Below are 14,808 nucleotides of genomic sequence, written 5' to 3' on the forward strand. Positions count from 1 at the left end.
CATCCCTGCGCCCAATCGTCCATTTCCGGTGCACGTCCTCAGGTAAACCCCGGGTTTGACTTGTATATACAGGCTGGTACATTGCCCGTCAGGTCCAGGGAGACGGGACCCCCACTACCCAGAACGACGCCCACAGGGAGCCGACAGCATGAAGCTGCACCGCCGCGCCGCATTGATCGTTACCTCCGCGCTATTTGCCACAGCCGCCCACGCCCAGAACACGCCGGTGACCATCGGCATGAGCGGATGGACGGGTTTTGCGCCGCTGACGCTGGCCGAGAAGGCCGGCATCTTCAAGAAGAACGGTGTCGATGTGGAGATCAAGATGATCCCGCAGAAGGACCGGCATCTGGCGCTGGCGTCGGGCGCGATCCAGTGCGCAGCCACTACGGTGGAGACGCATGTGGCGTGGAATGCCAATGGCGTGCCGATCACGCAGATCGTGCAGCTCGACAAGTCGTATGGTGCCGATGGCCTGGCCGTGCGCGGCGATGTCAAGGGGTTCGCGGATCTCAAGGGCAAGACCATCGGCGTGGATGCGCCGGGCACCGCGCCGTACTTCGGACTGGCCTGGATGCTCAAGAAGAACGGCATGACGCTCAAGGACGTGAAGCTGACCACGCTGTCGCCGCAGGCCGCCGCGCAGGCGTTCGTGGCCGGGCAGAACGATGGCGCGATGACCTACGAGCCGTATCTGTCGACGGTGCGCGCCAACCCGGACAAGGGCAAGATCCTGGCCACCACGCTCGACTATCCGATGGTGACCGATACCCTGGGCTGCGCGCCGAAGTGGCTCAAGGACAATCCCAAGGCTGCGCAGGCGCTGGTCGACAGCTATTTCGAAGCGCTGGAGATGATCCGCAAGGACCCGGCGAAATCCAACGAGATCATGGGTGCGGCCGTGAAGCAGACCGGCGAGCAGTTCGCGAAATCTTCCGCTTACCTGCGCTGGCAGGACAAGGACGCCAACAAGACCTTCTTCGCGGGAGAACTGGCCAGCTTCAGCAAGGAAGCGGCCGATGTGCTCAAGGACATCGGCGTGATCCGCCAGGTGCCCGACGTGACGGCGCTCTATGACGCCCGGTTCCTCAAGTAAGCAGGAGGCAGGCATGTCGCAATCGCCTACGCCGACGATGACCACGCGCGCCCCCGCGCCCATTGTCTCCACGTCCAACGAGCGCGCACCGCGTGCACGTCATCCGTGGTTGTCGCCACTGGTGCCCGTGTCGGCGCGGGCGCGCTGGGTACTCGGCCTGTCGTTCTTCGTCCTGTTCTTTGCGGTCTGGGCGATGGCGACCCTGGGCGGCTTTGTCTCGCGCACGTTCCTGGCCGATCCGTTGACGATGGCGCGCGAAGGCTGGGCGCTGTTCACCGAGTACGGCTTCATCGGCGATATCGGCATGACGGTCTGGCGCGTGCTCGGCGGCTTCGTGCTGGCCGCCGTGCTGGCCGTGCCGCTCGGCATCCTGATGGGTGCCTACAAGGCAGCCGAAGCGTTCTTCGAACCGTTCGTGTCGTTTTGCCGATACCTGCCGGCGTCCGCATTCATTCCGCTGCTGATCCTCTGGGCCGGCATCGGCGAGACGCAGAAGTTGCTGGTGATCTTTATCGGATCGTTCTTCCAGATCGTGCTGATGGTGGCCGTGACGGTGGGCGGCGCGCGCAAGGACCTGGTGGAGGCGGCGTACACGCTGGGTGCAACGCCGCGCGGTATCGTGCGGCGCGTGCTGATTCCGGGTGCGGCGCCGGACATCGCGGAAATCCTGCGACTCGTGCTGGGTTGGGCGTGGACCTACGTGATCGTGGCCGAGTTGATCGGTTCGTCGTCGGGCATCGGACACATGATCACGGATAGCCAGGCGCTGCTCAACACCGGACAGATCATCTTCGGCATCATCGTCATCGGCTGCATCGGCCTGATCTCCGACCTCGTCTTCAAGCTGGCCAACCAGCGCCTGTTTCCCTGGAGTGCCATCAAATGAGCGCGCTGTCGATCCAGCAGGTATCGCGGACCTTTGCCAACCCGAACGGTGGCAGCACGCAGGCGTTGCTGCCCGTCGATTTCGAGGTACGCGACAACGATTTCGTGACGATCCTCGGGCCATCGGGCTGCGGCAAGTCCACGCTGCTGCGCATTGTGGCGGGACTCGATACGCCAAGCGGCGGACGCGTATTGCTCGATGGGCAGGCGGTGGCCGGACCGGGCGCGGACCGCGGCATGGTATTCCAGTCGTACACGCTGTTTCCGTGGCTGACCATTGCGCAGAACGTGCGCTTTGGCCTGCGCGAGCGCGGCATGAGCGAGGCCGAGCAGAAAGAGCGCAGCGATTTCTTCATCGCGCGCGTGGGGTTGCGCGGTTTCGAGCAGCACTTCCCGAAGCAGTTGTCGGGTGGCATGCAGCAGCGCACGGCTATTGCGCGGGCGCTGGCCAACGATCCCAAGATCCTGCTGCTCGACGAGCCGTTCGGTGCGCTCGACAACCAGACGCGCGTGCTGATGCAGGAGTTGCTGCTTGGCATCTGGGAGTCGCATCGCAAGACGGTATTATTCGTGACGCACGATATCGACGAGGCCATTTTCATGGCGAACCGCGTGGCGGTGTTTTCCGCGCGGCCGGGTCGGATCAAGAGCGAGATCGCGGTGGATTTCCCCCATCCGCGCCATTACACGATCAAGACGTCGCCCGAATTTTCCGTGCTCAAGGCACGACTGACGGAAGAGATTCGCGCCGAGGCCATGGCTTCGGCGGAGCACTGAGCGACACCCCAACGCATCATGAACGCATCCGCCAATCAGGCACCTTCCCCCGCATCGCCGAACGGTCCCGCTGCGCTGTACCAGCAGGTCAAGGCGTATATCGCGACCCAGATCCAGAGCGGCGCGTGGCAGCCCGGCGACCGTGTGCCGTCGGAGCAGGAGCTTGTGAACCGCTTCTCGGTATCGCGCATGACGGTCAACCGTGCGCTGCGCGAGTTGTCGGAGCAGGGCAGGGTGGTGCGCGTGGCTGGCGTTGGCACTTTCGTCGCGGAGCACAAGCCGCAGTCCACGCTGCTGTCGGTGGTGAATCTGCAGGACGAGATCCGCCTGCGCGGCCATGACTATGCGTGCGATGTGATTCTGGTGGAGCGTGTCTCGGCATCGATCGAAGTGGCCGCGGCGCTGGAGTTGCGTACGGGTGAGTCGGTGTATCACTCGATCTGCATTCATCGCGAGGATGGCGTGCCGGTGCAACTGGAAGACCGCTACGTGAATCCGCGCGCGGCGCCCGACTTCATCGCGCAGGATTTTTCCGATACGCAGCCCGGCGAGTACCTGCTGCGCAACGTGCCCTACGATCAGGTGGAGCATGTGGTGGATGCGATAGCTGCCACGCCCGAGCAGGCCGTGCAGCTTGAGATGCCGCCCACCCAGCCCTGCCTGCTGCTGACGCGCCGCACCTGGACGCATGGCGTGCCCGTGACCTTCGTGCGCTGCCTGCATCCGGGCAACCGGTATCGGCTGGGCAGCCGTTTTCGTGCCGACGGCAATCCCGCCTTCGGCTAGGACAGTAGCCTGAGGCCAACCAAAAGTTGGTCCCAGGTTTTATTTTCGACTAACCTGTATAGACAGGCGCATACAAGGCGTCTGACATGACAACACAGACCATGACGCAAGATTCCCGCTCTCTCCTGACCCTCCATCCTGGCCACGTCTCGCTGGACGATCTGCGCCGCATCCATCGTGGCGAAGTGCGTCTGTCGATGGCCGACAGTGCGTGGGCCGGGGTGCGCGCCGCGCAGGCCACGGTGCAGGACATCATTGATGCCGACGCGGTGGTCTACGGTATCAATACCGGCTTCGGCAAGTTGGCCCAGTCGCGCATCCCTCACGACAAGTTGGCCGAGCTGCAGCGCAATCTGGTGTTGTCGCATAGCGTGGGCACGGGCCCGGACCTCGCGCCCGATACCGTGCGGATGATCCTGGCCATCAAGGCCGTGAGCCTCGCGCGTGGACACTCGGGCGTGCGTCCGGAATTGATCGAGGCGCTGCTGGCACTCGCCAATCACGGTGTGACGCCATGCATCCCGGCCAAGGGATCGGTCGGTGCGTCGGGCGATCTGGCACCGCTCGCGCACATGTCTTGCACGCTGATCGGCGTGGGCGATGTGATGATCGACGGTCAGCGCGTCAGCGCCGCGCAAGGACTGGAGCACGCGGGCCTGCAACCGTTCACGCTGGGACCGAAGGAGGGGCTGGCGCTGCTCAACGGCACGCAGGTCTCCACGGCGCTGGCGCTGGCCGGATTGTTCGCCGCCGAAGATGCATTCGCGGCGGGACTCGTGGCGGGCGCGCTGTCGCTGGAAGCGATCAAGGGGTCGGTCAAGCCGTTCGATGCACGCATTCACGAAGCACGGGGTCAAGTCGGACAGATCGCCGTGGCCGGTGCGGTGCGCGCGATGCTCGACGGTAGCGATATCGTCGATTCGCACAAGGCATGTGGCCGCGTGCAAGATCCGTATTCGATTCGCTGCCAGCCGCAGGTGATGGGCGCGTGCCTCGACAACCTGACTCACGCCGCGCGCATCCTGCGTATCGAAGCCAACGCGGCATCGGACAACCCACTGGTGTTTGCCGAGCAGGGCGATGTGGTGTCGGGTGGCAACTTCCATGCGGAACCAGTGGCATTTGCGGCCGACATCCTTGCACTCGCCATCGCAGAGATCGGCGCGATCTCCGAGCGCCGCCTGGCACTGCTGCTCGACACGGGACTGTCGGGTTTGCCACCGTTCCTCGTGCGCGATGGCGGCCTGAACTCGGGCTTCATGATCGCGCAGGTCACGGCAGCGGCGCTCGCATCCGAGAACAAGTCGCTCTCGCATCCGTCGAGCGTGGACAGCCTGCCAACTTCGGCCAATCAGGAAGATCACGTATCGATGGCGACGTACGGCGCGCGTCGTCTCGGCGAGATGGCCGCCAACACGGCGGTGATCGTCGGCATCGAAGCGATGGCCGCTGCGCAAGGCATCGAATTCAGCCGGCCGCTGAAGTCCTCGCCGCTGATCGAACAGGAACTGGCGCGCATCCGCAGCCGCGTGGCCTTCGTGGAATCGGATCGTTATCTCGCACCCGATATCGAGGCGATGAAGCAGTGGGTAGTGCAGGGTGATGCGGGGGCGGGGTGGCCTGAGGCGGTACGCGAGATCTTGCCGACCAATACGGGTGTTTGAACCGCCTGCCCTCTCCCCCGCCCCTCTCCCGCTTGCGGGAGAGGGGAGAAAACCGAACGCATATTGAAAGAGACAACCATGAACGCTAACGAACGTCAATTCAGCACCGCGCGCGGCCAGCGCGAAATCCGCGCCCCGCGTGGCACGCAACTGCACTGCAAGAACTGGCTCATCGAAGCGGCCTATCGCATGCTGCAGAACAACCTCGATCCCGACGTGGCAGAGCGTCCGCAGGATCTCGTGGTCTATGGCGGCATCGGCAAGGCTGCGCGCAACTGGGAGTGCTTCGACGCCATCCTCGACAGCCTGCGTCGCCTCGGTGAAGAAGAATCGCTGCTCGTGCAATCCGGCAAACCGGTGGGCGTGTTCCGCACGCATGCCGATGCGCCGCGCGTGCTGATCGCCAATTCGAACCTCGTGCCGCACTGGGCCAACTGGGATCACTTCAACGAACTCGATCGTGCTGGCCTGATGATGTACGGCCAGATGACGGCGGGTTCGTGGATCTACATCGGCACACAAGGCATTGTGCAGGGCACGTTTGAGACGTTCGTCGAAGCGGGCAATCAGCACTTCGGCGGCAACCTGACCGGCAAGTGGATTCTGACTGCGGGGCTCGGCGGCATGGGCGGCGCGCAGCCGCTGGCCGGTGTGCTGGCCGGTGCGTGCGTGCTGACGATCGAGTGCCAGGAGTCGCGCATCGACTTCCGCATCCGTACCCGCTATCTCGACAAGAAGGCCACGACGCTCGATGAAGCGCTGGCCATGATCGACACGGCGACGAAGAATGGCGAAGCGATCTCCGTGGGTTTGCTCGGCAACGCGGCGGAGATCGTGCCGGAACTCGTGCGTCGTGCGCAGGCCGGTGGTATCCGTCCGGACATCGTCACGGACCAGACCTCGGCCCATGATCTCGTCAATGGATACCTGCCTGAAGGCTGGACCGTCGCGCAATGGGAAGACCTGCGCCAGCGCGATCCGAAGGCGGTGGAAGCGGCAGCGCGCGCATCCATCGTCAAGCATGTGAATGCGATGCTCGCGTTCCAGCAGATGGGTGTGCCCACGCTTGATTACGGCAACAACATCCGACAGGTAGCGTTCGACGAAGGCGTGAAGAACGCGTTCGATTTTCCGGGCTTTGTGCCGGCGTATATCCGTCCGCTGTTCTGTCGCGGCAAGGGGCCGTTCCGCTGGGTGGCGCTGTCGGGCGATCCCGAGGATATCTACAAGACCGATGCCAAGATGAAGGAGCTGTTCCCCGAGGACAAGCACCTGCACCGCTGGCTCGACATGGCGCGCGAGCGCATTGCGTTCCAGGGCCTGCCTGCGCGCATCTGCTGGGTGGGTCTCGACGAACGCCATCGCGCCGGCCTCGCGTTCAACGAGATGGTGAAATCGGGCGAGTTGAAGGCGCCGGTCGTGATCGGTCGCGATCATCTGGATTGCGGCTCGGTGGCGTCACCGAATCGCGAAACGGAATCGATGCGCGATGGCTCCGATGCGGTATCCGATTGGCCGCTGCTCAACGCGCTGCTGAACACAGCGGGCGGCGCGACGTGGGTGAGCCTGCATCATGGGGGCGGCGTCGGCATGGGCTTCTCGCAGCATGCGGGCGTGGTCATCGTTTGCGATGGCACCGATGCCGCAGCCAAGCGCATCGAGCGCGTGCTCTGGAACGATCCGGCTACCGGCGTGATGCGCCATGCCGATGCGGGCTATGACATCGCCATCGATTGCGCGAAGGAGAAGGGACTCGACCTGCCAATGGTGAATCGCTGATGGCCTTGACGAAGTTTGCGCTGGCCGACATCGTTCCCACGCCGTGGAAGAACGGTGGCGGCACCACGCGCGAGATTGCGGTGTGGCCGCCCGGCGCCGGCATGGACAGTTTTGCCTGGCGCATCAGCGTGGCCGATATCGCGACCGATGGTCCGTTTTCGGCGTTCCCCGGCATCGATCGACAGATCGTGTTGCTCGATGGCAATGGCGTGCATCTGCAAGCGCATGACGATTCGTTCTGCCACAAGCTCGTGCGCGTGGGTGAACCGTTCGCGTTCTCCGGCGATACCGATGTGCATGCCGCGCTGGTGGATGGCGCCACGCGCGACTTCAACGTGATGACCCGCCGTGGCGTGTGCCGTGCGGAGATCAACCTGAAACGCCAGCCGTTCACAGTTGTACCCACCGATGCCATGGCGCTGCTGCTGGTATTGCGCGGCACGTGGAACGATGGCGATGGCATGCAACTCGCCGAGGGCGAGGGCGTATGGTTGCCGCTCGGCACACCGGCCCTCACCATGACGCATACGGATATTGCCGCGCTATGCCTGCGTGTGACCCTGCATATGGAGCCGTAACGATGACTCGCACCGACGCGCCGTCTGCCGACGGCATCTGGCATCACTGCCACCTGCTGCCCGATGGCAACATCGATCGCGCCATACGTGATGGGGCGCTTGTCGTTGAGGCGGGTCGCATTGTGTGGCTGGGGCCGCTGGCAGCGTTGCCCGATGGACTTGCACACCTTCCGCGTCATGATGCGAACGGCGCCTGGATCACGCCCGGTCTGGTCGATTGTCATACGCACCTGGTCTATGGCGGTCAGCGCGCCGACGAGTTTGCGATGCGGCTGGCGGGTGCCAGCTACGAAGACATCGCGCGTGCGGGTGGCGGCATCGTCTCCACCGTGCGTGCCACGCGCGAGGCCGATGAAGCCACGCTGTTCGCACAGGCCGCGCTGCGTCTCGAAGCCCTGCTGGCCGAAGGCGTGACGGCCATCGAGATCAAGTCGGGTTATGGTTTGTCACTCGATGCCGAGCGCAAGCAATTGCGTGTGGCGCGGCAACTTGGCGAGGCGTATGGCGTGTCGGTGTACACGACCTTCCTTGGTGCCCATGCGCTGCCGCCCGAGTACGCGGGGCGCGCCGATGACTATATCGATCTCGTCTGCAACGCGATGCTGCCCGCGCTGGCAGAAGAAAAACTGGTCGATGCCGTCGATGCGTTCTGTGAAGGCATTGGCTTCTCGCCCGCGCAGACCACACGAGTTTTCGACGCCGCCGCGCGATACGGCCTGCCGGTCAGGCTGCATGCGGAGCAACTGAGCAACCTCGGCGGTGCTGCGCTCGCTGCACGGCATGGGGCATTGTCCGCCGACCATCTCGAACATCTGGACGAAGCCGGTGTGGCAGCGATGGCCGAGGCCGGCACGGTAGCGGTGTTGCTGCCGGGCGCCTACTATTTCCTGCGGGACACGCATCTGCCGCCGCTCGCACTGCTGCGTCAGTACGGCGTGCCCGTGGCGATTTCCACTGATCACAATCCGGGCACCTCGCCCACTACGTCGCTGCTGCTGATGATGAACATGGCCTGTACGTTGTTCCGCATGACCGTGCCCGAGGTGCTGGCCGGTGTGACCACTCACGCGGCGCGCGCACTTGGGGCTTCGGATCGTCACGGCGCGCTGGCCGTGGGACGTAGCGCCGATTTCGCGCTGTGGCAAATCGCTTCACCGGCCGAACTGGCGTACTGGTTCGGCCGCAATCCGTGCGTGGGCGTGGTGCGGCAAGGCAAGGTGTATCGATGAACGATGGCAAGCTCTTTGCATCGTGGGCGCTGCTGCCCGAAGGCTGGGCACAGGACGTGCTGCTGACATGGGATGCGCAGGGTGCGCTTGCATCGGTCGACACCGGAGTGACACCCGATGCGTCAGTGCCACGCGCCGTCGGCCCGATATTGCCCGGCATGCCGAACCTGCACTCGCACGCGTTCCAGCGCGGTTTTGCAGGACTGACCGAATATCGTAGCGTGGCACCGGGCGACGATCCTGCAGGCGGCGACTCGTTCTGGAGCTGGCGCACGTTGATGTACCGCTTCGCACTGCGGCTCTCGCCCGATGCACTGGAAGCCATTGCCACGCAGCTGTATATCGAGATGCTGCGCGCCGGCTACACCAGCGTGTGCGAATTCCACTACGTGCATCACGATGCCGATGGCAAGCCCTATGCCGACCGCGCGGAGATGTCGCTGCGCTTGCTGCGCGCGGCGCAGGCTGCCGGTATTGGCATGACACTGCTGCCGGTGCTGTACCAGACGGCCGGGTTTGGCGACAAGCCCGCGCAGGCCGATCAGCGCCGCTTCCTGAACGATGTCGATGCCATGCACACGCTGCTCGAACGTCTGGCGCCGCATTGCGCGGCCTATGGCGCGCGGCTGGGTCTGGCGCCGCATTCGCTGCGCGCGGTGCCGCCGCAGAGCCTGAAGCATGCGGTGACGGCGCTGCACGCAGTGGATGCCATGGCACCCATACACATCCACATCGCCGAGCAACAAAAAGAAGTGGACGATTGCCTGGCATGGTGTGGTGTGCGTCCCGTGCAATGGCTGCTCGACCACATGCCGGTGGATCAGCGCTGGTGTCTGGTCCACGCCACGCATATGGATTGGGAGGAACGGCGGCGGCTGGCGCAGAGCGGCGCGGTGGCTGGCATCTGCCCGACCACCGAGGCCAACCTGGGAGATGGCGTGTTTGACGCAGCGCCGTACCTTGCACTGGGCGGCGCCTGGGGCGTGGGTTCGGACAGCCATGCGAGCGTGAGTGCGGCAGAGGAACTTCGGACTTTCGAATACGGCCAGCGTCTGGGTCTGCAACGCCGCAACGTGCTGGCGTCTGAGCGTCACCCACAAGTGGCGGACCGTCTGTGGCTCGATGCGGTGGCGGGCGGCACGCGCGCAGCGGCACGCAATGTGGCGGGACTGGCAGTCGGGCAGCGCGCCGACTTCCTCGTGCTCGATGGCGCGCATCCGGCGCTGGCGGGACTCGACGGACCGCGTGCACTAGCCACGCATGTGTTCGCGAGCCACGGGCATGAGACACTTGCGGAAGTCCGCACGGGCGGCGTGCGTCGCGTGCAACATGGCGCGCATCCGCTCCAGGCCGAGGCCGGACGGTTGTTCGCCGAAGCGCGCACACGCCTGCTGGCCGACTGAATCGCACGAATTTTTCAGCACCCAAGCATTTCCAAGCGCCCCTGAAATACGATGTCCGCCTTTACCACCGATATCCCCGCTTTCACCCTGCAGCGCGGCACGCGTCCGCTGCTGATCTCGATGCCGCACGTCGGCACGCATGTTCCTGCGCAACTGGCGTCGCGCTTCACGCCCGAGGCGCGCACCGTGCCCGACACCGACTGGCACATGGATCGCCTCTACGATTTCGCGCGTGAGTTAGGCGCGTCGATCCTGATGGCGACGCACTCGCGCTACGTGGTGGACTTGAACCGCCCGCCCGATAACGCGAATCTCTATCCGGGCCAGGACACTACGGGCCTGTGCCCGGTCGATACGTTCGACAAGACGCCGGTCTATGCCGATGGCACGCATGGTCCCGACGATGCCGAGATCGCGCTGCGCCGCGACGCCGTCTGGCATCCGTACCACAACGCGCTGCAGGAAGAACTGAAACGCCTGCGCGATGCGCACGGCACCATCGCATTGTGGGATGCACACTCGATCCGCTCGGTGCTGCCACGTTTCTTCGAAGGCAAGCTGCCCGACTTCAACCTGGGCACCGCCGATGGCAAGAGTTGCGATGCAGCGCTTGCTGCCAGCCTGTTCGAGATCGCGAACGGTGTGCCGAATCACACCGCCGCGCTGAACGGCCGTTTCAAGGGCGGCTACATCACGCGCCAATACGGCAAACCAGCGGATGGCATCCACGCCATCCAACTGGAACAGACACAGTCTTCCTATATGGAAGAGATCTACCCGTTTGCCTACGACGAGGGCAAGGCCGCGAACATCCGCCCGGCCATCCGCCAGATGCTGGAGACGGTGTTGGGGTTCGTGGAAGCGCGCTGAGCCAGCCAGGGATTGCTCACTGATAGCTCATTGTGAAGGTGGCAAGCCCGACGACCGTGCCCGGGGTCACCGCGCCCGTGGCGACATATTCCGCGATGAACAAAATATCCGAGGTCGTCTCGGATGGCCCCACCAGGAACTGATTGAAGTTCCGGGGGTTCGGGGAGTCTGGTCCGTAGCGCACGGCCCGTCCCGATGGTCCCGTGATCTGCAACCGCACGCCTCGGGCGGTGGAGTCTGGTGTCAGCGTCAGCCGATCTGTCCGGTTGCCGGGAGTGGTGACATCGCTGAATGTCATATACACCCGCACCCGGGAATCGCTCGGGCATGCGATGTTGATGCGGAAAGGTGTGGCGCCAGCCGCAGCGCCGCCTTGGACTAGCGACGCTCGGGAGACGGTTGGCATCGAAACACCGACGCTGGGCGTGGTGACGCTGCAGGATCTGGCAGTGATGTTCGAATTGACGATGGCTACCGACGACAGCGTCGGGGATGTCACGTCATACGGGATGTTGTGGCTGACCAGCCGGAAGAGTTCCCCGATCGACAGCGGTCCGCTGACGGTTATCGAGCCGGTCTTGATCAGCTGGTAAGTGAATGTGGCATGGCCGGAGACACCGGCCGCGTTGACGCGTCGCGTGAAGTTGTTCGGTCCAAATGAACGCAATGACGACATGACCGTGTCGTATTCCACGCTGACGACCCGTATCCCGATGCCGGGCATGCCGGTTTCCCAGGAACTGGGAACGGTGAGGGAGACCGGGCGTTGCGTATACATCTGCAGGAAGAAGCCCGGGTACCTGCCCCACATCCACCAGGGCGCATTCGGCGGGCAATTGAAGGTGGTTACGCTCGAGCGAATCTCGCTTAGCGGCGCACCTATGGGCGCGTCGCGCGCGATGTTGATGTCATTGAAGGTGATCGTCGTCGGCGTGGTCGACAATGTGCACTGCAACGGCGGCGGATATTGGGCGTGCGCACCTGGGGACATTCCCAGGCAGCCCAAAGCCATCATCAGTGATGCCGGCATGGATAGCCAGCCGCTACGAACTGGATTGAACAAGGCCAACTCCGCAGGACGCGATGAGGCCAAAGTCTATGAAACGTCGCTTGTTACAGATATCGTCAATCAACGAAATCGGAAGTCTTCCGAGTTCTTTCTGGTGTGGGGTTGCTGCAGCCGGGCTACTGATAGCTCATCGTGAAGGTGGCCAGCCCGGTGACAGTGCCGGGTGTCACTGCGCCCGTGGAGATGTATTTCACACTGAACGGCATATCGATGACCGGCTGGGAAGGTCCGATCTCGAACTGATTGGTGGTTTCGGCCGCGGAGCTATCCGCGCCGAAGCGCACGACCTGACCCGTCGGACCTGTGATTTGCAACTGCACGCCCTGGGCGGTGGAGGCACGCGTCAGCGTCAGCATGTCCGTGCGGTTGCCGGGCGTCGTGGCGTCGCTCAGTGTCATGTGCACCTGCAGCCTGGCGTCGTTCTGGCATGACACGCCCACGCGAAAGTAGGTGGTGCCCGCCGTGTCCCCGACCCTGTCGAGCGCGGTGCGGTTGACCGTTGGCATCTCGACATTCACGGCGGGCGTGGTGGCGGTGCAGGATCTCGACATGATGGTGGTGTTGCCAATCCCTATAGCCGATAGCGGCGGCGATGACGTCTGGTTACGCGGAATGTTATGGCTGACGAGCTGAAGCAGTTCACCCATCGACACCGATCCGCCAATGGCCCCAGTGTCCACGCGGCCAGTCTTGATCAACTGGTACGTGAATGTGGCACTTCCGGAGTACCTGTCTGCACCGACATTCGGCGCGAAGTCGTCCCATCTGCCGAGCGGGATTTCCGACAGTACCTTGTTGTCGTAACTCGTACTGATGACCCGCACGCCGACGCCGGGAATGTTGGTTTGCCAGACATCGGGAACGGTAGTGGAGACTGCGGCGCGTGGAAAATACTGCAGGTAGAAGCCAACACTTCTACTGCCTTGCCATACGTTTCGCGGGCAATTGATCGTTGTCACGCTGGATCGGATAGCGCTCAGCGGTGTGCCGACGGGTGCGTCCCGGGCGACACTGATCGTGCCGAAAGAGATTGTCGATGGCGAGGTCGACATCGTGCATTGCAATACCGGCGGCCGCGGCGGTGGCTGAATCTGGGCGTACGCACCTGGACTGATGCCCCAGCATGCCAGGACGACGAACAGTGATGCCGACATCGCGTGGCGGCTGCGACGAACCGCATTGAGCAGGTATTTCATGATGCAAAGCAATCGAGTGTATCTAGTTGGACGTCCTCGGGGGGGAGGCGGTACCGCACCGAAATCCGATGTGGCATCGCCAAGTCTATGGATGGGAGATCGACCAAGAAATGGCTGATCGACGAATTTAGGAATTTTCTGAGATTCGTTGGGAAGGGGTGCCGCCAGGGACTACTGGTAACTCATCGTGAACGTGGCGATCCCGATGACTGTGCCGGGCTGCACTTCCCCCGTGGCCACGTAGTCGACGCTGAATGGAATATTGTCGGTCGTGCTGGATGGCCCGATCAGAAATTGATGGGTGTTCAGCGTCGTTGCGGCGTCCGGTCCGAAACGTACCGCGTCTCCCGAGGGGTTCGTGATCCGCAACCGTACGCCCTGGGCCGTGGAGCCGCTCGTCAGCGATAGCAGGTTTGTCCGGTTGCCCGGCGTCGTGGCATCGGTCAACGTCATATGCACCTGTACGTTCGTATCCTGCTGGCAATTGATGCCGATGCGGAAGGCGGTCCTGCCTGCCGTATCGCCCACGTTGCCTAGTGTCGACCGCGAAATCGTGGGTAGTGGTACATCCACGCTGGGCGTGGTCACAAGACAGGAGCGCCCTGTGACAGTGGTATCGCCGAGCCCGACCGAAGACAGTGTGCCCGACGTGACATTCGTGTTGCCGTTGGCACTCACCAGCCGGAACAGCCTGCCGACCTGCATTGTTCCGGTGCCGGTGACCGGCCCCGTCTTGATCAACTGGTAGGTGAACTGGGCGATGTAGGTGTCGGGTCTTGAGCCGGTGTTCGGAAGAAAACTCTGGAAGCTGCCGCTGCTCACATTGGAAAGCACGCGATTGTCATAAGTTCTGCTGCGCACGCGTATGCCGACACCGGGGTAGCCCGTTTCCCATACGTCGTTGACCGTGGACGATGTGGGAAGGGTCGGGTAGGCCCGCAGGCTGAAGCCTCCGTGGAGGACATAGCAGGATTCTCGTTGGCCGGCGACGGTTATGCATTGGATACGTCCGAGATTCGCGGGACAAGTTACCGTCGTGGTCGACGTCCTGACCTCACTCAGTTCGGCGCCTACCCGTGCATCCCGTGCAGTACTGATGCTGCCGAAGGAAATCGTTGCAGGCGATGTCGACATGGTGCATTGCTGTGCCTGTGCACCCGGGCTGAATCCCCAGATCCCAAGGAGAAAGACAAGTGCCGCGGGGAACATGGACCGGGCACGACGCAACGATATGAGGGTCGTGGTCATGGCGCAAAAACGTGAGGCATGGTGTCCGAAGGCGTTGGCATGACTTCGACGCGAGACCGGGCGACGTCACGAGCGGAAGTCTAGGGACCGGCTGCCCCCTCAGAAATCGCTGAATGACGAAATTGAGATGTTTCTGATTTGCGAACGAGCGGGAAGTGGAAAGCTGTGCAGCGAGGGAGACATCCCCGGTGAAACCGGGAAGAAGTGTGACGAGCGAGAGGCAGGTGA

At 63.4% G+C, this 14,808-nt stretch carries 13 protein-coding genes; 10 read left to right on the plus strand and 3 right to left on the minus strand.

Translation table 11 applies throughout. The features are described 5' to 3' along the window. The first annotated feature begins 148 nt into the window (after positions 1-148). From FFS21_RS17875 to hutG, 10 genes are all read left to right on the plus strand, one after another. Positions 149-1,096 carry an ABC transporter substrate-binding protein gene (locus tag FFS21_RS17875; RefSeq protein ID WP_137926118.1) on the plus strand — a complete coding sequence of 316 codons (948 nt, stop codon included), beginning with the start codon at positions 149-151 and terminating at the stop codon, positions 1,094-1,096. Between the two features lie 37 nt (positions 1,097-1,133). Beyond that, positions 1,134-1,982 carry an ABC transporter permease gene (locus tag FFS21_RS17880; RefSeq protein WP_249359476.1) on the plus strand — a complete coding sequence of 283 codons (849 nt, stop codon included), beginning with the start codon at positions 1,134-1,136 and terminating at the stop codon, positions 1,980-1,982. Then, positions 1,979-2,758 (plus strand): ABC transporter ATP-binding protein, encoded by a 780-nt coding sequence (locus FFS21_RS17885; protein WP_137926120.1) that lies wholly within the window; start codon positions 1,979-1,981, stop codon positions 2,756-2,758. The genes FFS21_RS17880 and FFS21_RS17885 overlap by 4 nt, the downstream gene beginning before the upstream one ends. Positions 2,759-2,776: 18 nt before the next feature. Then, complete coding sequence (gene hutC / locus FFS21_RS17890; RefSeq protein WP_137926121.1) at positions 2,777-3,544, plus strand: histidine utilization transcriptional repressor HutC; 768 nt, start codon at positions 2,777-2,779, stop codon at positions 3,542-3,544. 86 nt (positions 3,545-3,630) lie between these two features. After that, positions 3,631-5,208 carry a histidine ammonia-lyase gene (hutH, locus tag FFS21_RS17895; RefSeq protein WP_137926122.1) on the plus strand — a complete coding sequence of 526 codons (1,578 nt, stop codon included), beginning with the start codon at positions 3,631-3,633 and terminating at the stop codon, positions 5,206-5,208. A 78-nt stretch (positions 5,209-5,286) separates the two neighbouring features. Then, complete coding sequence (gene hutU, locus FFS21_RS17900; RefSeq protein WP_137926123.1) at positions 5,287-6,987, plus strand: urocanate hydratase; 1,701 nt, start codon at positions 5,287-5,289, stop codon at positions 6,985-6,987. Then, a complete protein-coding gene (locus FFS21_RS17905; protein ID WP_137926124.1) occupies positions 6,987-7,565 on the plus strand; it encodes a HutD/Ves family protein in 579 nt (192 codons plus the stop codon). Before hutU ends, FFS21_RS17905 begins: the two co-directional genes overlap by 1 nt. Positions 7,566-7,567: 2 nt before the next feature. After that, entirely contained in the window at positions 7,568-8,794 is a 1,227-nt protein-coding gene (gene hutI / locus FFS21_RS17910; protein ID WP_137926125.1) for an imidazolonepropionase, read from the plus strand. Continuing rightward, entirely contained in the window at positions 8,791-10,197 is a 1,407-nt protein-coding gene (locus FFS21_RS17915) for a formimidoylglutamate deiminase (RefSeq protein WP_137926126.1), read from the plus strand. Before hutI ends, FFS21_RS17915 begins: the two co-directional genes overlap by 4 nt. Positions 10,198-10,248: 51 nt before the next feature. Continuing rightward, positions 10,249-11,067 (plus strand): N-formylglutamate deformylase, encoded by an 819-nt coding sequence (hutG, locus tag FFS21_RS17920; protein ID WP_137926127.1) that lies wholly within the window; start codon positions 10,249-10,251, stop codon positions 11,065-11,067. Between the two features lie 16 nt (positions 11,068-11,083). On the opposite strand, the gene FFS21_RS17925 is transcribed toward hutG, so the two are convergent. The 3 genes from FFS21_RS17925 to FFS21_RS17935 all read right to left on the minus strand — a co-directional run bounded on the left by FFS21_RS17925 (position 11,084) and on the right by FFS21_RS17935 (position 14,466). Further along, entirely contained in the window at positions 11,084-12,130 is a 1,047-nt protein-coding gene (locus FFS21_RS17925; protein WP_137926128.1) for a fimbrial protein, read from the minus strand. 122 nt (positions 12,131-12,252) lie between these two features. Next, the gene (locus FFS21_RS17930) at positions 12,253-13,332 is read right to left on the minus strand and encodes a fimbrial protein (RefSeq protein WP_137926129.1); all 1,080 of its coding nucleotides are present in this window, start codon (positions 13,330-13,332) and stop codon (positions 12,253-12,255) included. Between the two features lie 171 nt (positions 13,333-13,503). Beyond that, complete coding sequence (locus tag FFS21_RS17935; RefSeq protein WP_171020438.1) at positions 13,504-14,466, minus strand: fimbrial protein; 963 nt, start codon at positions 14,464-14,466, stop codon at positions 13,504-13,506. Positions 14,467-14,808 lie beyond the last annotated feature (342 nt).

Origin of the sequence: Cupriavidus sp. 2SB (assembly GCF_005503625.1) — a bacterium.
Taxonomy (GTDB): Bacteria; Pseudomonadota; Gammaproteobacteria; order Burkholderiales; family Burkholderiaceae; genus Cupriavidus.